The sequence below is a fragment of the Leptolyngbya sp. FACHB-541 genome (assembly GCF_014695875.1).
Classification (GTDB): Bacteria; Cyanobacteriota; Cyanobacteriia; order Elainellales; family Elainellaceae; genus JAAUTN01.
The window spans coordinates 96,374-117,851 of record NZ_JACJPC010000072.1 but is presented as its reverse complement, the minus strand read 5'-3'; the positions used below and the strand labels follow the sequence as shown (position 1 = coordinate 117,851).

At 49.6% G+C, this 21,478-nt stretch carries 22 protein-coding genes; 13 read left to right on the top strand and 9 right to left on the bottom strand.

Going from position 1 to position 21,478, the window contains the following annotated elements; genetic code table 11:
- Positions 1-51 precede the first annotated feature (51 nt).
- Entirely contained in the window at positions 52-918 is an 867-nt protein-coding gene (locus H6G00_RS16400) for a glycosyl hydrolase 108 family protein (RefSeq protein WP_190797569.1), read from the top strand.
- Positions 919-997: 79 nt separating this feature from the next.
- The gene (locus H6G00_RS16395; protein WP_190797568.1) at positions 998-1,666 is read left to right on the top strand and encodes a GvpL/GvpF family gas vesicle protein; all 669 of its coding nucleotides are present in this window, start codon (positions 998-1,000) and stop codon (positions 1,664-1,666) included.
- Between the two features lie 216 nt (positions 1,667-1,882).
- Here H6G00_RS16395 and H6G00_RS16390 read toward each other — a convergent pair whose 3' ends face one another.
- Positions 1,883-3,412 carry a hypothetical protein gene (locus H6G00_RS16390; RefSeq protein ID WP_190797567.1) on the bottom strand — a complete coding sequence of 510 codons (1,530 nt, stop codon included), beginning with the start codon at positions 3,410-3,412 and terminating at the stop codon, positions 1,883-1,885.
- A gap of 85 nt (positions 3,413-3,497) precedes the next feature.
- On the opposite strand from H6G00_RS16390, the gene H6G00_RS16385 reads away from it, so the two are divergent.
- From H6G00_RS16385 to H6G00_RS16375, 3 genes are all read left to right on the top strand, one after another.
- The gene (locus tag H6G00_RS16385; RefSeq protein ID WP_190797566.1) at positions 3,498-4,478 is read left to right on the top strand and encodes an alpha/beta fold hydrolase; all 981 of its coding nucleotides are present in this window, start codon (positions 3,498-3,500) and stop codon (positions 4,476-4,478) included.
- A 218-nt stretch (positions 4,479-4,696) separates the two neighbouring features.
- On the top strand, positions 4,697-5,272 hold the full coding sequence (locus tag H6G00_RS16380) for a hypothetical protein (protein WP_190797565.1): 576 nt from the start codon (positions 4,697-4,699) through the stop codon (positions 5,270-5,272).
- A gap of 315 nt (positions 5,273-5,587) precedes the next feature.
- On the top strand, positions 5,588-6,769 hold the full coding sequence (locus H6G00_RS16375; protein ID WP_190646492.1) for a citrate synthase: 1,182 nt from the start codon (positions 5,588-5,590) through the stop codon (positions 6,767-6,769).
- Positions 6,770-7,049: 280 nt separating this feature from the next.
- On the opposite strand, the gene ppk1 is transcribed toward H6G00_RS16375, so the two are convergent.
- On the bottom strand, positions 7,050-9,206 hold the full coding sequence (gene ppk1 / locus H6G00_RS16370) for a polyphosphate kinase 1 (RefSeq protein ID WP_190646493.1): 2,157 nt from the start codon (positions 9,204-9,206) through the stop codon (positions 7,050-7,052).
- Between the two features lie 112 nt (positions 9,207-9,318).
- The gene (locus H6G00_RS16365) at positions 9,319-9,534 is read right to left on the bottom strand and encodes a hypothetical protein (protein ID WP_190646494.1); all 216 of its coding nucleotides are present in this window, start codon (positions 9,532-9,534) and stop codon (positions 9,319-9,321) included.
- Between the two features lie 161 nt (positions 9,535-9,695).
- On the opposite strand from H6G00_RS16365, the gene H6G00_RS16360 reads away from it, so the two are divergent.
- Positions 9,696-10,316 carry an FMN-dependent NADH-azoreductase gene (locus tag H6G00_RS16360; protein ID WP_190646495.1) on the top strand — a complete coding sequence of 207 codons (621 nt, stop codon included), beginning with the start codon at positions 9,696-9,698 and terminating at the stop codon, positions 10,314-10,316.
- A gap of 83 nt (positions 10,317-10,399) precedes the next feature.
- Here H6G00_RS16360 and H6G00_RS16355 read toward each other — a convergent pair whose 3' ends face one another.
- Entirely contained in the window at positions 10,400-10,852 is a 453-nt protein-coding gene (locus tag H6G00_RS16355) for an MAPEG family protein (protein ID WP_190797564.1), read from the bottom strand.
- 94 nt (positions 10,853-10,946) lie between these two features.
- On the opposite strand from H6G00_RS16355, the gene H6G00_RS16350 reads away from it, so the two are divergent.
- On the top strand, positions 10,947-11,654 hold the full coding sequence (locus H6G00_RS16350; RefSeq protein ID WP_190797563.1) for a LuxR C-terminal-related transcriptional regulator: 708 nt from the start codon (positions 10,947-10,949) through the stop codon (positions 11,652-11,654).
- Here the strand turns inward: H6G00_RS16350 and H6G00_RS16345 are convergent.
- The 4 genes from H6G00_RS16345 to H6G00_RS16330 form a co-directional block, all read right to left on the bottom strand.
- A complete protein-coding gene (locus H6G00_RS16345; protein ID WP_190797562.1) occupies positions 11,623-12,015 on the bottom strand; it encodes a WxcM-like domain-containing protein in 393 nt (130 codons plus the stop codon). The two genes, H6G00_RS16350 and H6G00_RS16345, sit on opposite strands and share 32 nt — an antisense overlap.
- Positions 12,012-12,374 carry a VOC family protein gene (locus H6G00_RS16340; protein ID WP_190643603.1) on the bottom strand — a complete coding sequence of 121 codons (363 nt, stop codon included), beginning with the start codon at positions 12,372-12,374 and terminating at the stop codon, positions 12,012-12,014. The genes H6G00_RS16345 and H6G00_RS16340 overlap by 4 nt, the downstream gene beginning before the upstream one ends.
- Positions 12,375-12,670: 296 nt before the next feature.
- Positions 12,671-13,051: a DUF2834 domain-containing protein gene (locus H6G00_RS16335; RefSeq protein ID WP_190797561.1), complete on the bottom strand. Its 381-nt coding sequence runs from the start codon at positions 13,049-13,051 to the stop codon at positions 12,671-12,673.
- A 78-nt stretch (positions 13,052-13,129) separates the two neighbouring features.
- Positions 13,130-13,753 carry a TetR/AcrR family transcriptional regulator gene (locus H6G00_RS16330; RefSeq protein WP_190797560.1) on the bottom strand — a complete coding sequence of 208 codons (624 nt, stop codon included), beginning with the start codon at positions 13,751-13,753 and terminating at the stop codon, positions 13,130-13,132.
- A 401-nt stretch (positions 13,754-14,154) separates the two neighbouring features.
- On the opposite strand from H6G00_RS16330, the gene H6G00_RS16325 reads away from it, so the two are divergent.
- The 4 genes from H6G00_RS16325 to H6G00_RS16310 are packed head-to-tail and all read left to right on the top strand — an operon-like array spanning position 14,155 to position 18,502.
- Positions 14,155-15,384 carry an HlyD family efflux transporter periplasmic adaptor subunit gene (locus H6G00_RS16325; RefSeq protein ID WP_190797559.1) on the top strand — a complete coding sequence of 410 codons (1,230 nt, stop codon included), beginning with the start codon at positions 14,155-14,157 and terminating at the stop codon, positions 15,382-15,384.
- 12 nt (positions 15,385-15,396) lie between these two features.
- Positions 15,397-16,542 (top strand): ABC transporter permease DevC, encoded by a 1,146-nt coding sequence (gene devC, locus H6G00_RS16320; protein ID WP_190797558.1) that lies wholly within the window; start codon positions 15,397-15,399, stop codon positions 16,540-16,542.
- Positions 16,539-17,708, top strand: coding sequence for an ABC transporter permease DevC (devC, locus tag H6G00_RS16315; RefSeq protein ID WP_190680292.1), 1,170 nt, complete (start codon positions 16,539-16,541; stop codon positions 17,706-17,708). The genes devC (H6G00_RS16320) and devC (H6G00_RS16315) overlap by 4 nt, the downstream gene beginning before the upstream one ends.
- On the top strand, positions 17,708-18,502 hold the full coding sequence (locus tag H6G00_RS16310) for an ATP-binding cassette domain-containing protein (RefSeq protein WP_190797557.1): 795 nt from the start codon (positions 17,708-17,710) through the stop codon (positions 18,500-18,502). Before devC (H6G00_RS16315) ends, H6G00_RS16310 begins: the two co-directional genes overlap by 1 nt.
- A gap of 99 nt (positions 18,503-18,601) precedes the next feature.
- Here H6G00_RS16310 and H6G00_RS16305 read toward each other — a convergent pair whose 3' ends face one another.
- The gene (locus tag H6G00_RS16305) at positions 18,602-18,841 is read right to left on the bottom strand and encodes a hypothetical protein (protein WP_199318532.1); all 240 of its coding nucleotides are present in this window, start codon (positions 18,839-18,841) and stop codon (positions 18,602-18,604) included.
- A 409-nt stretch (positions 18,842-19,250) separates the two neighbouring features.
- On the opposite strand from H6G00_RS16305, the gene H6G00_RS16300 reads away from it, so the two are divergent.
- Together H6G00_RS16300 and H6G00_RS16295 are read left to right on the top strand one after the other, a co-directional pair.
- The gene (locus tag H6G00_RS16300) at positions 19,251-21,110 is read left to right on the top strand and encodes an EamA family transporter (RefSeq protein ID WP_190797555.1); all 1,860 of its coding nucleotides are present in this window, start codon (positions 19,251-19,253) and stop codon (positions 21,108-21,110) included.
- Positions 21,111-21,152: 42 nt separating this feature from the next.
- Positions 21,153-21,443 carry a hypothetical protein gene (locus H6G00_RS16295; protein ID WP_190797554.1) on the top strand — a complete coding sequence of 97 codons (291 nt, stop codon included), beginning with the start codon at positions 21,153-21,155 and terminating at the stop codon, positions 21,441-21,443.
- Positions 21,444-21,478 lie beyond the last annotated feature (35 nt).

The following is a 21,478-nucleotide window of genomic DNA, read 5'->3' as shown; positions in this document are numbered from 1 at the left end:
CTCGGTACACTAAAGCTATTTCTCGCCTTTTAGCTAACTTTCTTTTCAAATATGGATCTACAAGCGATCGCCAGGGGACAAGCAACTTACCCGATCAACAGCGTTCAACAAGACCGTGCTCTTGTTCAGTCTCTCCAACTGTCGCTCAACAAAATGGGTTTTTCAGCCGGAAGTGCTGACGGCATCTGGGGATCACAAACGGGTTCAGCCTACCGATCTTTTGCCGATTATTATGGGTTTCGAGCAGATGAGCTTTCGCCCAAAGCGGCTTATTTCATCGTCAGTTCCGTAGGAGTACAGGTATCCACTCCCACCCCTACTCCTGCGCCCCCACGTCCTTCCCCTACTCCTACCCCGTCCCGTCCTGCCCCCACGCCTACACCTGCTCCACAAACAGGCAATATCTTTAGTGAAGGGCTACGCTTTTCACTGCGCTGGGAAGGTGGGTATGTAAATAATCCGTCTGACTATGGGGGAGAAACGAATAAAGGCGTGACAACAGCGACCTATCAGTCTTATCGCAGACGCAAAGGACTTGGGGCTCAGAGCGTTCGACACATTACGGATGCTGAAGTCCATGAAATCTATCGGGATATGTACTGGAAACCTGCTCAGTGTGAGCTAATGGTACGTCCCTTGGCAATCGTGCATTTGGATACGGCAATTAACTTTGGCGTGGGTGGCGCAACGGAGTTTCTTCAAGAAACCTTAGGGATCGGGGTGGATGGTTCCTTTGGTCCAGCCACCAGAAACGCTTTGTCACGGGGCAACACGGCAACGACTGCCAGACGCTATTGTCAGGCAAGAATTGATTACCGTTACCGCCGAGTCAGCCAGGATCCAAGCCAGCGAGTTTTTCTGCAGGGTTGGCTCAATCGAGACAATGATCTCTTGAGATATATCTCAAATATGACTTAATTGTTTCATCTCGAAATCAACTGCCAGTCAGCAACACCGATTCCTGCTTTACTGAAAGAAAGGCAACAGGTTTTTGGGGATGTACACCTACGCTTTTCTTCCTCGTTCTGAGATGCCGCCGGAGCTGCCGGAGGGTATTTTGGGCGACCTTGCTCTAGTCAACGGGGCATATTTGTCGGCTGTGGTAGAGCCTAAGCTTCAGGTTGAGCAACTGCAAAACAGTGATGAACAGCTGATGCAAGCTGTTTTGGTACATGATCGAGTAATCCAAGAATTATTTCGTCAGACCGTTGTTTTGCCTTTGCGGTTTGGTACTTATTTTGTTTCTCATGAAGGGTTGTTGGAGCATTTAGCAACTCGAAACTCTGAATATTTGCAAAAGCTAGCTAAATTACAGGGCAAGGCCGAGTATGTGCTGAAGTTAACGCCTGTGGAGCGATCGCAACCTTCCATTGAATCCGATCTAAAGGGGAAAGATTATTTTCTGGCGAAAAAGCAGCGCTATCAAAGTCAGGCAGAGCAACAGCAGCAGCAGCAAAGCGAATTGGAACAGTTGATGCAGGCGATCGCCCAGCATTACCCTGATTTAGTCCGGTCTGAACCCAAGGATGGAGTGGAGCGAATTTATCTTTTGGCAAGTTTTTTGGCTAGCTTCACGCCTCACCAGAGCTTACCGAGTTGGCAGTCTCAGTGTCCTCACTGGCAGTTGAGTCTGGGAGAAGCCCTGCCACCTTATCATTTCGTATAGCTGAAAGACTAATAAAGACTAATTAATACCAAATTTGTCTATAGAGTAGCGGTATCGGTAGGGGCGAAGCATTCGGCAAAAGAATTGTGCTTCAATTGCAAGGATTGTAACCGAATGCTTCGCCCCCTACACCAAATCGTGCTTTTTTAAGAAACGGATTCCGCATAAAACGAAAGCGCAGCAACGCCGCGCTTTCACTCAAAAATTTCAGTTGATCTAGGGCAACCAGTGTGGTCTTAACCCGGCCAGCGGCAAGGGCTGTGCCTCGACTGGTGCAGGAGTGCCATCTGCTGCAAGGACAACAGGAAGAAACCAAAGTTTGCTGGAGGCGATCGCTTTCCCTTCCTGACTGCGAAGCACTCCTGGTTCAACCCCTTCCTCCGTTTCAGCGATAACCTGGTCAAACAAGATGCCTAGCCCATCAGGTGCAAGGCTCATTTGAATGTCGCGCTGAATGGGCAATAGCAGTAGATTAGTTCGTTGCTTAGTTTCTAGGTCTACCGCAATTAAATAGGGTTGCTCCAGGTAAGCCTCAGTGGGCAGTAGCTCGGTCATCAGACAGTAAAGGAATCGCTTAGCAGGGTCAAATTCGGCTGAAAGGATCGAGCCGTCTGTACGAAATATCTCTTCCTCAGTGCCCTGATTCGTCACTAGAAAAAGCGATCGCGTTGGGTTTTGGGGTTCTACATTAAACCGCACCATCGCAGCAGCAGTACCATCTCGGCTAAAGCTCATCACCATGCCAAACTGGGGCAAAAAGTCGAGCGGGTCTGCCTGGTCGTCCAGCGGCAGAATGGCCATGCCTTGTCCCTGAGCGATCGCCACAGAACTGCTGTCTGGCGCGATTAAAAAGTCGCCTCCTGGCTCAGTCTCTAGCGGCCGGGGTTCAGCGTCGGGCTGCAAAATCCATAGCCCAAAGTCGGCTCCAGGATTTTCTCGGCTGACGCGCTGCACAATCACAGTTTGACCGTCGGGAGAAAGGTCAAATTTGAGGTTCTGATAATCCTGGCTGTCTAACAACTGTTGAATTACACCAGCGGACTGCGGCTCAATGGAAGTGGAAGCAGGGTCTTGTCCTCCTAGACTATCTGGCGATCGCACCTGAATTCCAGTGGTGACAGTGTAGATACGCTGATCAAGGCTACCTTGCTGCTGGGCAGTGCGATCGGTCGCGGAAAAGAGAATGCGATCGCCGTCTGGATAAGGCTCAAAATCCATCACCACGAGGTTCTCCGGCGTTAACACCTGCTCTTGCTGATGCGTCAGGTTGTACATCACCAATCGTCCCTCTTGCTCGCCCTCCACGCCTAGATACACAAAAGCGCGATCGCGGGTCTGAAATTTCCCTAGAAATGGCTCAATCGCTGTTCGCTCGTCGTCTGAGTTGTCAAAGCGATCGCGGGCACCCTGGAGCCGTACTTCAAACTGAGTGCCGTAAGGCGCAGGCTTTTCAAGCGTGTAGGCCATTCGTCGACCCGACCAGCTAAATTTCCCAGGGAGCGGCGGCTCCAGGCGCAAATTTTCTTCCACACTGGTGCGATCCATCGGGCGGCTAAAGGTGAACAGAAAAGCGGTGTCTTCTGCCCCAACATGAGCATTTTGCCAGCTAAAGTCGCGCACATGGGGGGCAGTGCGATCGCCCTTGAGAATTAACAGGGCGATCGCCAAACCCAGCACCAGCATCAAAACCAGTGCAGTTCGGTCAAGGGGTTGTAAAAGCTTAGGACGAGCCGTGGAATCAGTCATCTAAAGGAGGATTGTTTAACTTGAGCGAATTGCTTAGGTTGAACTAGAAACGCTACTGTAATCATCGCCCGACCAATATAGGAAGATGCCCGATTACTCCACTTTAACAGCGACATTGGTACAGGCGGTTGCAGCAGCCGAGGATGACTTGTCTTTGATGGATGAAAACTGTCGTTCTCGATTTTTGCTTCACCCTAACCCGACGGACAAGGTATTTTTATTCTTTCATGGGTTTACGGCTGCACCTGCTCAGTTTGTCCCAATTGGCAAAACTTTTTTTGAGGCAGGCTACAACGTCTTGATTCCTTTGCTGCCAGGGCATGGCGTAGCTGGAAAGTGGGACAGTGACTCTCCGCCACCCCTGCCGGAAGATCGGCAAATCTATCAGCAGTTTGGGCAAGATTGGCTGCACTGGGTTCAAGATTTGGGGCAAGAGGTGGTTTTGGGTGGACTGTCAGGTGGGGCAACCCTGGCGATTTGGCTAGCGCTAGAGCATCCTGAACGGGTCGATCAAACCTTGCTGTTTGCCCCTTACCTTCGCAACAGCAACGTTGTGCTGGACTGGGTGATTCGCGCTCTCAACATCTACTTTGAGTGGAAAAGCGAACCCGGAACGGCTCACTTTGGCTACCCTGGATTTCGAATGCCAGCCCTGCGCGTCTTTTTGGAAATGGGGCAGGAAATCTTCGATCGCGTTGAAACGCATCCCACTGCGCGCTCGCTCATTGTGTCAAGCGGTAGCGATGCAGCAGTTAGCAATAAAGACTTGCGGATATTGTTTGAATCTATTCGCAAACTCCATCCAAAGTCCTGGTATCACTGCTTTGACAAAGAATTTGACATTCCCCATACGATGATGACCGAGGCTGAAGGCAACGAGTGTGTGGACCTACTGATTGCCGTTGCCAAAGCTTTCATTGAAAGCGATCTGACCTGGAGTGAGGTAAAGGAAATTAGCGATCGCATCACTCAGGGGCGATCGTTCGATGCTGCTGTTGCGGAACTTCGTCTGAGTCAAAGGGTGTCACCTGAGCTAATCACACTGGTTACGCTCAAGGCGGATTGACGGTGTGAGATGGGAAGATCCTTCAAATCTTTACCAGATCATTAAAAAACTAAGAGATTAAGTAGAAAAAATTAAATAAAATGTAACGCAAGGGTTCGGCAACTCGTTTGTCCAGACAGGTGAGGTATTCGCCTTAGATTTGCATATCTACGAACTCGACTATTTAGGGGCAGTCTTCCAGGTCTACAACAGTCAACCTATATCGGTTAAGTCGGAAGATGATGTTAAACAAATCCTACAAATCCCGCCCTCGCACTGTGTTGTTAGCGCTGGCAGTTTCTTTGGTAGCGGCAGGTTTGAGCAGTTGCAGTCAAGCAGACGAACCCGACTTTGAGCCAGTCTCACCGCCACCGCTAGAGATTCCTCCCGTTGACCCGCCTCCAGTGCCCGATAGCGGGGCTGACGTAACTTCCCCTGCTCCTGATGCTTACAACCCGATCCCAACTGCACCCACGACGAGTGACGCAAACCCTTCTCCCTACGGTTCTTTTGGGGTGACTCCGGCAACCCCAGCTCCAAACTCAAGCCCCAATTCAACGATTCCATTTTCTACGGGTGAGCCTGTGATCCCGCCACCGAGCAGCGGTATTCAGGTTACACCTCAATCGCCAATGATTCAGTCTGCTCCGGTGGCTCCGGCTCCTGCTGCTCCGGTGCCGTCCGTGCCCAGTGCAGTACCCAACGTGGCTCCGTCCATACCCAGTGCAGCACCAGGAATGCCAAACGCGGCACCAGGAGCGCCAAATGTTACAGGTAATCCTGGAATGTACGTGCCACCTGCTTCCACCTTTTGAAGTTGGGGCGATCGCCAACTCTCACCGCTCACCAAGACTCCTGTGACAATCACTGTTTCAAGGGTGAATGGTAGCTGGCAGAACCGCGCTACCATCGCAGGATGTCTAATTTAGATCCACACTTGCACACGCAACCGCTAATCTATAAAGACGGGATACGACGGGATACAAACAGGCTTCATTGAGTCAGCCATGAGCCTGAACGAAGCCCGAAAGCTATCCACAGCAGATTGCTCTGGAATAACAGAACCGACAGCGGGAGTGTGTCAGTCTGTTGCGTATTCTAATTACATATAGGTTGAGCAACGGTGAGTTATGACTTTTTGTGAATATAAACCCGGCTTGGAGGGAATTCCTGCCACTCAATCGAGTATCAGCTACGTCGATGGGCAGAAAGGCATCCTGGAATACCGGGGCATCAACATTGATGAACTGGCAAAGTCAAGCAATTTTTTAGAAACTTCCTATCTGTTGATTTGGGGTGGGCTACCTACCAAAGATGAGCTAGCAGAATTCGAGCATGAAATCCGCTACCATCGGCGGCTCAAGTATCGCATTCGCGACATGATGAAGTGCTTTCCTGAGAGCGGTCATCCAATGGATGCGCTGCAAGCTTGTGCAGCGGCGTTAGGGCTATTCTACTCCCGTCGCGCTTTGGATGATCCGGCTTATATCCGAGCTGCTGTGGTGCGACTGCTGGCTAAAATTCCCACGATGGTGGCAGCCTTCCAACTAATGCGGAAGGGAAATGACCCCGTTCAGCCCCGCGATGATTTAGATTATTCTGCCAACTTCTTGTACATGCTCAACGAGCAAGAACCTGACGAGTTGGCGGCACACATTTTTGATGTGTGTCTGACCCTGCACGCCGAACACACCATCAACGCTTCGACTTTTTCGGCAATGGTGACCGCTTCAACGCTGACTGACCCCTATGCCGTTATTGCCTCGGCAGTGGGGACGCTGGCCGGACCCCTACACGGTGGCGCAAACGAAGAAGTGATCACAATGCTTGAAGAAATTGGCTCAGTAGAAAATGTGCGCCCTTATCTAGACGGTTGTTTGCAGCGCAAAGCCAAAATTATGGGATTCGGGCATCGGGTGTACAAGGTTAAAGACCCTCGCGCCATTATTTTGCAAAACCTGGCAGAGCAGCTTTTTGAGAAATTTGGGCGAGATGACTACTACGACATCGCAGTTGAGCTAGAAACGGCTGTGGAGGAAAGACTAGGGCACAAGGGCATTTACCCGAATGTGGACTTCTATTCGGGCTTGGTGTACCGCAAGTTAGGCATTCCAACGGACTTGTTTACGCCTGTGTTTGCGATCGCCCGTGTCTCAGGTTGGCTCGCTCACTGGAAGGAGCAGCTAGCCGAAAACCGCATCTTCCGCCCCACTCAAATCTATACTGGCGCTCGAAATGCGTCCTACGTTCCGATCGAGCAACGTCAATCGACTCACGATCGCGCACTCTTAGCCAGCCTGATTGCGGAATAGCTTTTGACCCTGCCACCCTGTATGGTGGGTCACGCCCCTCTTGTGGATTTTACAGAGGGTTGCAAGAATGCCTTCAGTGACGATTTTCAGGAACTCCAGCCCTCGGACACCCCAGTTTGAGGGTTTTTATTATTTTAAATCTCGTTCAGTTTCTTCCCTGAACCAGCGCAACTAAGGGGCTTCACCCCTCAATTAACTCTCTGTATAAACAGTGAGTTATTACAGTTTCCCTAAATCCTCCTTGGGGAAGAATTGGCGCAGTGTAAAAGCTCTCCCTCGTTTAGCTAATGGACTGAACCGCCATTTCCATAAAAATATCTTGCGAACTTTGTTCTCCCCCTGACTGTGGTCGTCGTTGACTGTAGTGCCCATCAGGTTGTAATTCCCAGGCGTGGCGGTTGTCTGCTAGCATGACCCCTAAAATTTCCTGCAAATCTTTAGAGAGGTCAGGATCTTCGATGGAGACAACTGCCTCTACTCGTCGATCTAGATTTCGCGGCATCCAGTCTGCACTGCCAATAAAAACTTCTTCGTTGCCCTGATTGTGAAAGTAGAAAATTCGCGAGTGTTCGAGGAAACGACCGACAATGCTGATCACGCGAATATTTTCGCTTATGCCTTCTACACCGGGACGCAAACAGCAAATTCCCCTCACGATCAGATCAATTTTTACACCTGCCCGGGATGCTTCATACAGAGCGGCAATTAGTTTTGAGTCAACCAGGGCGTTCGTCTTGGCAACAATGCGTCCCTGATGTCCATTCTTGGCATGGTCAGCTTCACGCTGGATCAGCGTCAGGAAGCGATCGCGCAAATTCACTGGTGCAACCAGCAGCTTTCGGTAAGACTGCTGCCGCGAATATCCTGTTAAATAGTTGAACAAGTCGGTCAGATCAGCACCCAATTCCTCTCGACAGCTGAGTAGCCCCATATCTGTATAGATGCGAGCCGTTTTGGGATTGTAATTGCCCGTGCCAATGTGAACATAGCGACGAATCCGCTCTTCCTCCTGCCGCACGACCAAAACGACCTTGGTGTGAGTTTTGAGTCCTACTAACCCATACACAACGTGAACGCCTGCTTTTTCTAGCTTCCGTGCCCAGTTGATATTGTTTTCTTCATCAAAACGCGCCTTTAGCTCAACCAACACAGCGACCTGCTTACCATTCTCAGCCGCGCTAATCAGCGCCTTGACTATTGGCGAGTCACCTGACGTGCGATAAAGCGTCATCTTGATAGTTAGCACGTTCGGGTCGTGAGCAGCCTGCGTGATGAACCGCTGCACCGTTGCTGGAAAAGAATAGTAAGGATGGTGAACGAGTAAATCGCCCCGACGCAGCACTGAGAAAAAATCTTCTCCATCTTCGATGTCCACGGAACTGCCATCGGCATCTGTCTCACTGATTCGGCGCAGCCGAGGTGGAACTACGGGTATCCAAGGGTCATCTTTGAGTTTAGGAGCAGATAGCTTCATGAAAGACATCAAGTCCTTCATGCCCAGCAACCCCTCGATATTGTAGACATCGTTCTCGACTAGACCCATTTCACGCATCAGTGTTTCTCTCACTGATTCGGGTGTGGAAGCCTGAATCTCCATTCTCACGACCGATCCACCTAATCGCTGCCGTCGCAGCTCTTGCTCGATCGCCTGGAGCAAATCATCTGCTTCATCCTCCTCTACATCCAGGTCGGCGTTACGGGTGATGCGAAATGGATAGTACTCCTGGATATTCATTCCTGGAAAGAGAAACTCCAGGTTGTGAGCAATCACCTGCTCCAGAGCAACACCCGTCCACAAGGCGGGTCGCCCCTTTTGGTGCAGTTGTAGATCAGATGGCAAAGAGACAAATCGAGGCAACACATTAGGCACTTTGACTCTGGCAAAGTGTTCTTCCTGCGTTTCTGAATCTTTTACTACCACTGCCAAGTTGAGGCTGAGATTAGAAATGTAGGGAAAGGGATGCCCTGGATCAACTGCTAATGGAGTCAAAACCGGAAAAATTTGCTCCTCAAAAAAGCGCTGCATGTAAAGGCGCTGTTCCTGGGTTAATTCCATGTAGTCCAGCAGGTAAATGCCTTCTGCTGCAAGCTGAGGACGCAACGCCTGCTCAAAGTGACGATGCTGCTGAGTCACCATGGGTCGCAGGCGCAGGCTAATCAGGTCAAGCTGCTCTTGAGGCGTGCGTCCGTCTGGAGGAAGTTTGCTCACGTTCGCTTCGACCTGTTCTTTTAAGGCAGCAACCCGCACCATGAAGTACTCGTCTAGATTGCTGCCAAAGATCGCCATAAATTTCAGCCGTTCTAGCAATGGCGTTCTGGGGTCAAAGGCTTCGTGTAGCACCCGATTGTTGAACTCTAGCCAGCTCAACTCACGGTTGAAATAGTACTGTGGGTCACTCAGATCTACAGGTGATGGGGTCTTTTTGAGTTTAGGCATAGCGTTGCACATCGGTCTATTGATGACAGCCTACCATTCACCTAAATCAGAGTAGTCAGTCGTCAGCCAGACGTTAATGACAAATCAGCTAATCCTAAATTGGTAAAGCTTGTTACCGCTGGTTAAACATCTCGTCTTCTCTACCGTGCCACCATTCGCCCAAGTTCATGACGCTCTGATGAATGTCGGCTAGTTCACTAGCGTATTCTTCAGGCGAAATATCAGCCCGTCGTTCCTCTAGTTTCTTAAGACGAAGCTGAGCGAGCAGCCAAGGCTTAAATGTGCTGTCCGTTGCTTCCAAGTAACGAGCTAATTCTTCGCTGTTCATTCAATCTTTTTTCGGAATGTTTTCTTATTACTGACGCAATGTGTCGGGAGAAACTTAGCGATCGCCATCAACAAATTACTATAAGCAAGATGGGTACTACCTATTTAGTTTACTGAGTTTGCTTCTGCTTTGCAGTTTAAGTCCAATTTGTTAGGTTGTTTATGGCACATATCCTTCACATTGATGTAAGTCCTCGTGGCGATCGCTCAATCTCACGCACCCTTTCTAAAGAGTTCGTTAACGATTGGAAGGCGACTCACCCAGACGATACGGTGACCTATCGAGATTTGGGACATAACCCTGTTCCCTTGGTGACGGAACCCTGGATTGCTGCGGCTTATTCATCTCCTGAACAACATACACCTGAACAAGCTGAGGCAATTCGGATCTCAGATGAGTTGGTAGATGAATTTTTGGCTGCTGATCGTTTTGTCTTTGCCTTGCCGATGTATAACTTCAGCATTTCAGCTAGTTTCAAAGCCTACATTGACCAAATCGTACGGGTGGGTCGTACCTTTGCGGTTGATGAGAATGGCTATAAGGGACTGGTTCATGGCAAGAAAGCACTGGTTGTTGCAGCTCAGGGAGGGAGTTATCCAGAAGGTAGCCCTGCTCATTCCTACGATATGCAAACCCCATATTTGCAACTCATTTTGGGATTCATGGGCATCACCGATTTGCAATTCATTCATGCAGATAATTTGATGGGGGGAGAAGAGGGACGTAAGCAAGCGATCGCTAACGCTCAATCTGCACTAAAAGCTGCTGTATCTAACTGGTAATTTTACAGCCAGTCTCTAAACTAAAAATCTCCAACGGCAATACAGGGTCATGTTTTTGTGAGCACGAACTGTATCTATCGCTCTCAAAAACATGACATCAGCGTATCCGTTAAGCCAAAGTGAGCAATGGCTGCCCGGATCGTGATAAACCACACCGCAAGCGTGGCAAATAGGTAGAGATAAAATCGCAACATAACCCGATTGAACGTGCAATGAACAACGCTGTGTAGTGCGCGAAAGATAACAAAAATCCATGCAGCGTTCACATACACAGCATCAACCTGATTAGTGACGAAAAGGTATAGCGCGATCGCATAGAAAAGAACTGGTATTTCAAACAGGTTTTTTAGGTTGTCCGATGGGTTAGATACGGCTGCTGGTGAGATTTGCGCTAATTTGCCCGGTACAGCAAGCTGATTGAAGTTGGTTTTAATGCGGCCAATAAAATGAATGCGACGGATGTACATATACATCCACACGATAAGTGTTAAAAACACAGTGGCAAAGAAGGGACCGAAGATTGCATTTTGCGTCATTGCGTTAGGACAGTTTTGAGATCAAAGCTAGTATTAGGCAGAGTCTTTCACTGCTGCTAGTCCTCAATCGGGTACACTTCAGTCCACATGATCCATGACAAGTTCTTTAAAGCTGCTATTTGAAGCGATTAGTCAGACCCAGAGTGAGCAGGACATGCAATCGCAAATCGTGCCAAAAATCGGTGAGTATTTTGCAGCTACACGCTGGGGAATGTTTTTCTTTGATCAGCTTCCGTTAGTAGATCGTAATCTTCAAGAGGTGCTCAAAGTCGGACTCTCAGTCAAACACAATCCCATTGTGCGCTATCTAGTGGAACGTCATGCTCCTGTCCATGAAGCTCTGGTGACATCGCCAAAGGCTTGGTCAATCATCTGTCCTCGTCCCGATCACTGGCATGTAATGGCAGGACCCATTATTAATCGAGGTCAGCTTGTGGGAGTTGTAGGTTGCACTCGCGAAAAGTCAAAGTCTGCTTTTGATACACAGAATTTAGCCGATCTAAGTGCAATCTGTTTGCACTTATCGGTCTGGGTTACAGCGGTGCGATCGCAAAGTACTTCCCCAGAACGGGCATCACTTTCTCGCGGCAAAGCTCCAAAAAACTGTTTAACCCCTCGTGAATTGCAAATTGCCGAACTGGTTGCCTTGGGGCGAACTAATGCTGAAATTGGCAGTGAACTTTGGATTACTGAAAACTCTGTCAAGCAGGCTTTAAAGCGGATGTTTCGCAAGCTTGAGGTTTCGTCACGGGCAGAGATGGTCGCACAGCTTACCGATTTTGCGTCCCCTCGCCTGGGGTGATAAACAACATCGAACTGGGCGAATGAACCTTGGCGGTATGCCACGTCCCACGTGGCACCAGCACAAAAGCTCCTGGAGTATCCAGGTGTATCGTCTTCTCAGCTTCGTTTTGTTTCAAAATTAGATCGACTTGACCTGAAAGTAGACACACAAACTCCTCACCCGCAGGATGCATTTCCCAAGTATCCCAGTCGCGGTCAAAGGTAAAGTGTGAAACCAGTCGCTTTCCCTTGAAGTCACCAAATTGGTTTTCTAAATCTGTAAAGAAGCGATCGCTCACAGCAATTGGAATCGTAGCACCATCTTCCCCAAGCACAACATAGGTAGAACTGATAGTGAATTGATTAGTTTCAGGGTTCATGAGACTTGGAAATGTGGGTTTTGAATAATTCCAAAAATGTTGCCCCAGGGGTCAGTGACAGTAGCCACTAAGATTTCATCACCGACATCTTGGATATCGGTATGTGGTTTTGCTCCAAGTTCTATTAGACGACTGTGTGTGCCGTGAATATCTTCCACACCCCAATAAGCAAAATTGCTGCCGCCTGGAGTGCTGTTTGACAAGTCAGGATTGAGTCCTAGCTCATAGCCACCTACGTTAAAGCCAACATAAAACGGCTGATCAAAGTAGGGTTGATAGCCCAGAATCTGAACGTACCAATCTTTGGCTTTGTCGAGATCAGCAACGTGATAAATGACCGTTCGTAATCCTAAAAGCATTCGCTTTGCCTCACTGTTGATTCAGCTTTCAGGTGAACTCGCGTTGTCTTGTGCTAGATGAAACTAATTCATTTGTACCACTCAGTCGCGGTCGCTTGCTACTTTAATTAATAGACTTGAAGTTCCGTCCTAATGTCTTAAATAAAACTTATGCCAGTCTAAACCTGACTCACATAAGTTTGAAGCTGAGTTGCAAAGGATTAATGCTGAGTCATTAAAACTTACAGCCCTTTTTAGATGGGTAAGTCATAGCATAGGGGCGGTTCGCGAGCCACCCCTACGCTATGCACTTGACACTAGATCTCCTGCCCGAAAGCGTTTTGCTCCAGAATTTGCTCTCGGCGGTATAGAAAGAAGGGTAGAGAACAAGAGAGCCCTACTCCAAAGGTCAGTCCGACATACAGGATAAGCCAGAGGCGGGCAACATTCAATCGTTTTAACTCTACCCAGGTAAAGCAAAAGAAGGCGATCGCCGAAATAATCAAATCATCGGCCAAGGCAGTCGTAATGTTGTTTGCAAAGGTCGCCTGTAGAAACAGAGTGGGAGACAGGAGTGCATCTAGGTCTTGTAACAGCCAAAACCAGGGACCGATCGAACCCACAATTGTGAAGAGTAAATAGATCGGTTTCAAAGGGCTGGATGAACGTTTTACCGGAACCTCTGTTGATTTCAGCATCGTGATTTACCTCAATTGGGATGCTTCAATCGTGCCAACAGAAGATAATAGGAGCAATTACCTCCCAGGTAATAAAGGTTAAACGGATGGTTGTTTGTGGTAGTCAAGCACCAAACCGACTAGGTAATGAATCAGCCGTTCTTTAGAGGCAGGTATGATCAGTTTGCCGTGTAGGACTTCCTGACTGAGGATAAAGGAAATGAGAGAGCCGAAGAAAACCTGACAGGTCATAGCTGGGTCAGGTACGTCTAGTTCAGGACTTGACTTGAAATAGGCGCTCAAAACTTCTGTACCATGCTGAATCACTTCTCGTACGTAGAGTTGAGCCAGGTCAGGAAAGCGCCCCGATTCTGCGATCATCAACCGCACAAAGGCAATGTATTCCGGGTCATCCATCCGAGCTAGGAGGATTTCGGCAAATCGCCGCAAAACTTTCTCGGGTGGCGCAGTTTCAGGCAAACCGCAGCCAAATTCCACTTGAAAATGACGCAGCACTAACCGCTCGATTAAAGCAATAAACAGTCCTTCTTTTCCCTGAAAGTGATTGTAGATGGTGTGTTTGGAGACACCTGCCTGAGTGGCGACCCGATCCATGCTGGTTCCGGCATAGCCGTGCTGGAGAAATACCTGAAAAGCACCTTGCAAAATCTGTTCGGGTTTGCAACTAGTCTCGGTTTCGTTGGTTGATTGATTGCTCAGCATGATTTTGAAGGCGATTTGTAAAAATCTTGAGGGCTTGGGGCATCAGAAGGGGCGATCGCCCGTCATTCTGGCAGCGGCAATTGTTAGTTGCTTTGCAGCGCAACAACTCTTCTAAGAAAACCAGTGCAGGAAGATTAATTCCCCCAGTTAATCTACAAAGTTTTATGGACAGAGCCAGACTGCACAGTGTAGTCTAATGGAAGGAAAGAATTACACTATACCGTGCAGTATACTCGCCTGAGGTTAGGAATCTCGTCCTCTCAGGCAAGAGACTCTCAATATTTCCTTCACAAAGAGCAAATCGCTCAAAGGTTGTACACCGTCATACGTCACTCCATCTAGCCTCAAAGAACGTAAGCCTTAATTGACGTAGCAATTAGATTGGAAAAATCTATAAATTTATGAGTGCAAGTAATGCTCAGCGCCCCTGGCAGGGACGGGGGCTATGGTTAGGAATTGCTGCATTAGTTTTGCTAGGAACAGGTTTTCTTGCTGTCAGGATGTTTCAGCAGTCTGCCCAACAAGCCGCGATTGAGGAAACGGCTCCTGCTCCTCGTCAAGTGACAGTGGCGGCCTTGGGGCGGTTAGAGCCAGAAGGAGAAGTCGTTAACGTCAGCGGGCCGCAGGGCGATCGCATCAGTGAGTTGCTGGTGGCAGAAGGCGACTACGTGCGTCAGGGTGAGATTTTGGCTTACCTGGAGAGCCATGAAGAACGGCTGGCAGAGCGTAACTACGCCGCTAGTCAGCTTGCTGAAGCTCAGACCCGTCTGGCTGCCGAAGCCCAATATGGCACTGCTCAGGTCGAAGAAGCCCGCACCCGTTTAGGGCAAATTGATCGCCCGCAATCACTAGAGATTGAGGCGCAGCAAGCAACAGTGCGCCAGCTAGAAGCAGAGCTAGACCTGGCAGAAACTGACCTGGAACGGTCTCGAAGCTTACGAGCAGAGGGGGCAATTTCTCAGCAGGAGTTAGACCAGCAATTTACCGAAGTTCGGCGATCGCAAGAAGAACTGAACAACGCCAGAGCTAGCCTGGTGCGTCTGGAAACGGCTCGCAGTCGCGATTTAGAAAATGCGCAGGCGCAGGTACAGTCTACGCAAGCCGAATCGACGCGATCGCAAGCTCAAATCGAAGTAGATTCAGCCGCGCGTAACCTGGAACTGGCAAATGCTAGCCTCGATCGCACGATTATTCGCGCTCCCAGTGACGGAGAAGTTTTGCAGATTATTACCCAGACAGGGGAAGCGATCGCTGAGACAGGCATCTTGGAGATGGGCGATACTCGCCAAATGTATGTGGTTGCTGAGGTATATGAAACCGATGTGGGTTTGGTAGAACTGGGGCAAAAGGCGACCATCACCAGCCGCAACGGAGCCTTTGACGAAACCCTAACGGGAACGGTTGAGCGAATCGGCACTCAAATTTTCAAAAATGATGTGCTGGATGATGACCCCGCTGCCAATGCTGATGCTCGTGTGGTTGAGGTGAAGATTCGCCTCGATCAGAGCGAACCCGTTGCCCGACTCACCAACCTGCAAGTTGACGTGCGAATTGACGTTGATGCATCCGATGGTAATTCGGCTCCAACCGTTGCCCCTGTAACCCCAATCCCCTCTCCCACAGAAGAGTAACTTGCACTACCCATGAGAACGCCTCTCGCCTGGTTAAACCTGCTGCATGAAAGGACTCGTCTGCTGGTGGCGATCGCTGGAGTCGCCTTTGCGGTACTGCTGATTTTTATGAATCTGGGCTTTTTGGGAGCACTCTCACTCACGGCAACCCAAATTTATGACCAGATGAATGCAGAAATTTTTCTGCGATCGCCCCAAACGCTAGAGATTAGCACCACAGAACCCTTTCCCATCGAGCGACTGTATCAAGTGGCGGGTGTGGAAGGGGTTGATCAAGTCATGCCGGTATATGTGGGTTACCAGCAGTGGCGCAACCCTGAAACGCGGTTAAGTCGGGCTATGTTTGTTTACGGCATCAATCCTCGCGATCCGGTGTTTCGCCTACCAGAGTTGCAGACTCCAGAGGCGATCGCGGCCCTTCAGCGTCCCAATACCGTCCTGATTGACCAGCTTTCACGTCCAGAGTTTGGGCCGCAAACGATTGGACTGGAAACAGAATCCGATCGCAGGCGCGTAGAAATTGGCGGACAGTTTACCTTGGGAGGCGGTTTTGCCTCGGATGGCACACTGATTGTCGGCGACCAAAATTTCTTGCGACTCTTTACGCCCCGTACTTTAAACCGAATTGATATCGGTTTGATCAAACTTCAGCCTGGAACCAATGTAGGAGCCGTTGCTAAGACGCTGCGCGGAATGCTGCCGAAAGATGTGGAAGTGTTGACTCAAGAGGAAATTATTGGGCGCGATCGCGACTTTTGGATCGGCACCACTTCCACTGGATTCATCTTTAGCATGGGGGTAGTGGTTTCCTTCATTGTCGGCACGGTGATCGTTTATCAGATCCTTTACACCGACATCTCTGAACACATGCCTGAATACGCCACCCTCAAGGCAATGGGCTACCGCAGCCGTTACCTATTTCAAGTGGTGTTGCAAGAAGCAGTCATCTTGGCAGTGATGGGCTATGTTCCCGGTTTGATTCTTTCTTTGGGGCTGTATGAACTCACCACTAACGCCACGAATGGGGGTTTGCCAATGGCAATGAACCTTGGACGACTGGTGTTTGTGTTACTCCTGACGGTGACGATGTGTGCGGTTTCAGGATTGATTTCTGTGCGTAAAGTGATTACGGCTGACCCAGCGGAGGTGTTCTCATGAGTCTTTTAAAGCGTACTCCGCTAGCCTGGCTAAACCTGACTCACGATCGCCGTCGATTACTCACTTCTCTAGGTGGAGTAGCCTTTGCGGTGTTACTCATGTTTATGTTCAACGGCTTTAAAAATGCCCTATATGACAGTCAGGTACAGCTTTTACAGCTTTTGAATGCAGATATCATTATTACCAACACGCAAAAGTACAACATGTTTGTACCAGAGCCGTTTGCCCGTAGGCGGCTCTATCAAGCACGAGCTTTTGAAGGGGTTGAGGATGCTTACCCGCTCTATATCAATACGGCAAACTGGAAGAACGCGGAGACGAAAGCTACCCGCCCGGTTCGAGTTTTAGCCTTCAACCCACAAGATCCGGTGTTGCGCTTACCCGAAGTGCAGACACAACTTGCCAAACTGCAAGCGCCTGAAACGGTATTAATTGATTTGAAGTCCCGTCCAGAGTTAGGTCCAATTACCGCAGGTGTTGAAACGGAGTTGGGCGATCGCCATGTACGGGTAGTCGGCAACTACAGTCTGGGAACGGACTTTGCTTCCGGCAACGGCAACCTGATCATGAGTGACCAAAACTATCTCCGATATTTTGCTCAGGTTGACCCAGAAGATGAGGAACGTGATCTCAGTACGGTAGATGTTGGGCTGGTCAAAATTGCCGAAAATGCAGACCCGGAGAGAATTGCAGCAATCCTCAGTGAGAACTTGCCCAAAGATGTAAAAGTGATTACCCAAGAAGGGTTTGTACAGCAAGAACTCACTTATTGGCAAGAAAACACCAACATTGGCTTTGTGTTTAGCCTCCTAACTACAATGGCATTTATCGTTGGAATTATTCTGGTCTACCAGATTCTCTACACTGACGTATCTGACCATTGGGCAGAATACGCCACGCTCAAAGCAATGGGCTACCGAAACTTCTTTTTACTCGGTGTAGTTTTGCAGGAAGCTACAATTCTCTCGATTCTGGGCTTTATTCCAGGCTTTTGCATTAGTGTGTTGCTCTACAACGCGACTGCCGATGCAACCGGACTGTTGATGCAAATGACGACCGATCGCGCTCTTTCAACCCTGGTGGCGACATTTATCATGTGCTTGATCTCAGGGGCGATCGCCGTTCGCAAGGTTCAAGCTACTGACCCAGCGGAGGTGTTTGGATAATGGAAGCCAATGGCGCAAAACCAGTCACGCAGAATGGAAGTGTTGCGATCGCCGATAATCCTGATCTAGCGGTACAAATTCGTCATCTCAACTACTACTTTGGCCAGGGCGAACTTCGCAAACAGGCTTTGTTTGACATCAGCCTCGATTTTCCGCGTGGGCAAATCGCAATCATTACCGGCCCTTCTGGTTCTGGTAAAACAACTTTCTTGAGTCTAATTGGGGCACTGCGGACGCTACACGAAGGGAGCCTCAAAGTTATGGGACGCGAACTCGTTGGCATGAACAATAGCCAACTGGTAGGGGTGCGGCGTGGCATCGGCTTTATCTTTCAGGCACACAATCTGTTTGAATCACTTACCGCCTGCCAGAATGTCGAAATGGCCGTTGAGCTAACGGGTAGTGGCTCCAAACGAACACAGGCGATCGCCGTCCTGGAACAGCTTGGTTTAGGGCAACGAGTGGACTACAAACCTAATTCTCTCTCTGGTGGGCAAAAACAGCGGGTGGCGATCGCCCGTGCCCTGGTCAACCAACCCCAACTCATTCTCGCGGACGAACCAACCGCCGCCCTTGATAAACAGTCCGGGCGCGATGTCGTCAATCTGATGCAACAGCTAGCCCGCGAACAGAAATGCACCATTCTTATGGTGACGCACGACAACCGCATTCTCGATGTTGCCGATCGCATCATCAACCTGGTAGACGGTCGGCTTGAGTCAGATACCAGCATGACTGAGTTCGTCAGTACCCATGATCCTAAGAACCTTGATCCTCGCATGTTCATGCTTTGAGGATGGGCAAGAGGAATAAGCTGCCGTAGGGGTGGGTTTTGGCGTTTAATCTCCGCTTCATTCAGGTTTTGTCTGCTAAACCCACCCCTACCGTGTTGCTTACGCATCCAGATCGGTGAGATCAACTTGACGATTTCCTCGGGTTGGGTAGGTGCGTTCTGGCAGCAGTCCCCAAGCGGCGGCATCAGCAGCCCAGTTGCGAAAGATTTTTTGGCGAGCAAAACACTGGGCAAAGTGCCAGTTGTAAGCCTGCTTTAAAGTCGGTGACCAGTCGGACGTGCGATCAGTGGACTGAAGCGATCGCACTTCTGCCTCCAGTGCCGCTGCGTGCCGCTGCATAATTTCCTCCAGCTGATGAAAATGATCTTGAGGAACCGTCAATTTTCCAAACCTCCAGGTACAAGGGACTAAATCGGCTAAAATCCTTTAGGAGTTGCTGCAAAAGTTGATAGATTGCGGATTGTAGCTGTTTAAAACTATTAACTAAATCCCATAACTAGAATTTGGACGAGCAGAATTCACAAATCAGAGATATCATCACTTCAAATCTGGTATGAAAACCATTACAGACAAGAATTGCATCGAGCAATTGCTCCCGCTTCTATATAAAGCTTCATATTTTGGAACCTTGAAGAAAATGGGTGTAAAAGGTTTTAGCAAAGTGGCAAAATAGCTGGGCAAAGCGATAGCAGGGTTTGTAAGATTTACCCAACGCGGTTTTTGGTCAATACGCTAGAGGTTGCAACTGATGGGGCGGCTGGACAATCTACCCGAAAATTCTGGCGCGGCTGATCCGAATGCAGCGCAGGACATCCTGAACACGGTGACACAAGATTTGCGTCAGCTTCAGCAGGAGTTAGTTTCTCAATTGCATCAGGACGTGCAGCGGCTTCAGGCTGAAAAAGCGCGGCTCCAGGGCGACATCGACAGCTTGCAATCTCAACAGCAAGTGGCCCTATCGCAGCAGCAACGTGCCCAACAGCAGCTTTGGGCCAAGCAACTGGCGCAAGCACTAGCCCAACACCTCCAGGGGGCACTGGTGCAGCGAATGGAGCAAACCAACTTACCCCAGCGCGTTGGGACGAATTTGCCTGCCGCTCCAGCCTCCAATAGTCATCATGAAAATGCTTATCGGCTGTTGGCTTCTCTAGACGCAACGCTAAACCGCACCCTGACCTCACTGCGGCAAGACCTGACGAGCTACCAAAGCTCCCTATCCCAGCAAATCAGCCGGATGCATAATCTGGAGCAGCAGGGAGAAGCAATTTTAGAAGCGCTGGTCAGTCGCCTCAGTCAGCAGCTTCAGGCAGAAATTATCAGGGAACAAACGGGAGGATTTCAACCGCCTCCTGGAGGAGTGGGATCAAACGGAGACCATAGACCGCCTTTCGGTGAGCAGTTTGCTCAAGGAAATGGGACTCAAGGAAATGGGACTAGTGCAACGGGCTATCCTCACGCTAATTCGCGCCTACCCTCTGAAGTCATGCAGCCTCCTCGGCAGCGCCCACCGTCAGTTTTGCCAGTTGCGCCATCAACTGCACCTGATCCGGCGATTGCCCCGATGCGTCTGACGAGTCCGATGGGTCTGTCTCAGTTTCAAGTTGGGCTGGCGTTGATTTTGCTCTCGACGATCGCCCTTTCCCTCCACAATGTCGTCGTTGGTGTAATCGGCAATCCAACTAGCGTACTGGGAAGCTTTGAGCTTGGCGGATTTCTAAAGCTAGGCTTGGGCAATGCACTGCTGATTTTGCTGTTGCGGATGATGATCGTTGTGCCACTGATGATCTGGATGGCGCAGAGGCTCTATCCGTCTGTGTGGCAGGACATTAAGAATTTTCTAACCTCTAACGATCGCCGCTTGCTGATGACGGTGATTGGCAGTGGTGGCTGTTTGTTTTTGTCGCAAGTGCTGATCTATATTGCAATCGCCGAAATTGGTCCTGGTGTTGCCGTGACAATCCTATTCATGTATCCGCTGATCACGGTGCCGCTAGCCTGGTTGTTCTTTGGCGATCGCCCTACCCTGTTGCGATGGGTCGTGATGCTGGTCATCTCCATCGGTATTGTTCTGGCTGCGCTACCCCGAATTACTCAAACCAGTAGCGTGTCTGGAGCAGGAGTGGCGATCGCCGTTGGGTCAGGGATTGCCTTTGCCTGCTACCTGATTTCCATGCAGATTTGCTTTAGAAAGCTGCATCCTGTGCCTGTCAGCCTGGCCCAATTTTTGACCATTGGCTTTCTAGCAGCCGTCAGTCTGATTTTTCTGCCCGCTCTACCGTTGCCCGATCGCTGGTCTGCCCAAGTGAGCATCGACCAACCGTTGGGCTTTGCCATTGGCGGCATTTTTCTGGGTGTTTTAACTCTGGTTGGCTATCTTTCAAACAACTTTGGGGTGCGGTTTTTGGGAGCAGCCCGCACTTCGATTATTGCCTCGACAGGTCCAGTGCTGACTGCGCTTCTGGCTTTTCTGCTTACCCCTGGACCCTTCACCCAACTTCAAGTTGTGCAATGGCTAGGAATTATCGTGGTGACCTTTGGGGTAATTGCGCTGAGTTTTGAGAGAATGTCTACGGCTCAAGCCAAATCTGTAAGACCTGTCAAAGGCTAGATTGCTGCAAATTAAGCGAAACCTGACCCCATTCGCACCTCAATGAATTTTTCTCCTGACTTTAATTCAGCCCCTTTACCTACAGCCGATACGCTCATGTTCTGGGGCTTCATTATCGGTAGCGGTATTCTAGTTGCTCAAATTTCTACAAAGCTGAGTGAACGGTTCTTTCAAAACGAAGACGAAGAGCTTGAGGATGTTACCGAAGCAGATGAGATAGGTGAAGCAGAGCAGCAAGCGGATCAGGAAAGTGAGGACGAAGCAGATGAGGATGAAGAAGAGATCCCTCAAATTGAAAGGGTTGGGGAAGATGGACTAGACAAGGATGCCTAGCGCTCGACCGCTTCTGTAAAGTTGTGCTGCGATCG

Coding starts and splice junctions, on each gene's coding strand:
- H6G00_RS16400 (WP_190797569.1), top strand. CDS start 52: ATGGATCTACAAGCGATCGCCAGGGGACAAGCAACTTACCCGATCAAC.
- H6G00_RS16395 (WP_190797568.1), top strand. CDS start 998: ATGTACACCTACGCTTTTCTTCCTCGTTCTGAGATGCCGCCGGAGCTG.
- H6G00_RS16390 (WP_190797567.1), bottom strand. CDS start 3,412: ATGACTGATTCCACGGCTCGTCCTAAGCTTTTACAACCCCTTGACCGA.
- H6G00_RS16385 (WP_190797566.1), top strand. CDS start 3,498: ATGCCCGATTACTCCACTTTAACAGCGACATTGGTACAGGCGGTTGCA.
- H6G00_RS16380 (WP_190797565.1), top strand. CDS start 4,697: ATGATGTTAAACAAATCCTACAAATCCCGCCCTCGCACTGTGTTGTTA.
- H6G00_RS16375 (WP_190646492.1), top strand. CDS start 5,588: ATGACTTTTTGTGAATATAAACCCGGCTTGGAGGGAATTCCTGCCACT.
- ppk1 (WP_190646493.1), bottom strand. CDS start 9,206: ATGCCTAAACTCAAAAAGACCCCATCACCTGTAGATCTGAGTGACCCA.
- H6G00_RS16365 (WP_190646494.1), bottom strand. CDS start 9,534: ATGAACAGCGAAGAATTAGCTCGTTACTTGGAAGCAACGGACAGCACA.
- H6G00_RS16360 (WP_190646495.1), top strand. CDS start 9,696: ATGGCACATATCCTTCACATTGATGTAAGTCCTCGTGGCGATCGCTCA.
- H6G00_RS16355 (WP_190797564.1), bottom strand. CDS start 10,852: ATGACGCAAAATGCAATCTTCGGTCCCTTCTTTGCCACTGTGTTTTTA.
- H6G00_RS16350 (WP_190797563.1), top strand. CDS start 10,947: ATGACAAGTTCTTTAAAGCTGCTATTTGAAGCGATTAGTCAGACCCAG.
- H6G00_RS16345 (WP_190797562.1), bottom strand. CDS start 12,015: ATGAACCCTGAAACTAATCAATTCACTATCAGTTCTACCTATGTTGTG.
- H6G00_RS16340 (WP_190643603.1), bottom strand. CDS start 12,374: ATGCTTTTAGGATTACGAACGGTCATTTATCACGTTGCTGATCTCGAC.
- H6G00_RS16335 (WP_190797561.1), bottom strand. CDS start 13,051: ATGCTGAAATCAACAGAGGTTCCGGTAAAACGTTCATCCAGCCCTTTG.
- H6G00_RS16330 (WP_190797560.1), bottom strand. CDS start 13,753: ATGCTGAGCAATCAATCAACCAACGAAACCGAGACTAGTTGCAAACCC.
- H6G00_RS16325 (WP_190797559.1), top strand. CDS start 14,155: ATGAGTGCAAGTAATGCTCAGCGCCCCTGGCAGGGACGGGGGCTATGG.
- devC (WP_190797558.1), top strand. CDS start 15,397: ATGAGAACGCCTCTCGCCTGGTTAAACCTGCTGCATGAAAGGACTCGT.
- devC (WP_190680292.1), top strand. CDS start 16,539: ATGAGTCTTTTAAAGCGTACTCCGCTAGCCTGGCTAAACCTGACTCAC.
- H6G00_RS16310 (WP_190797557.1), top strand. CDS start 17,708: ATGGAAGCCAATGGCGCAAAACCAGTCACGCAGAATGGAAGTGTTGCG.
- H6G00_RS16305 (WP_199318532.1), bottom strand. CDS start 18,841: ATGCAGCGGCACGCAGCGGCACTGGAGGCAGAAGTGCGATCGCTTCAG.
- H6G00_RS16300 (WP_190797555.1), top strand. CDS start 19,251: ATGGGGCGGCTGGACAATCTACCCGAAAATTCTGGCGCGGCTGATCCG.
- H6G00_RS16295 (WP_190797554.1), top strand. CDS start 21,153: ATGAATTTTTCTCCTGACTTTAATTCAGCCCCTTTACCTACAGCCGAT.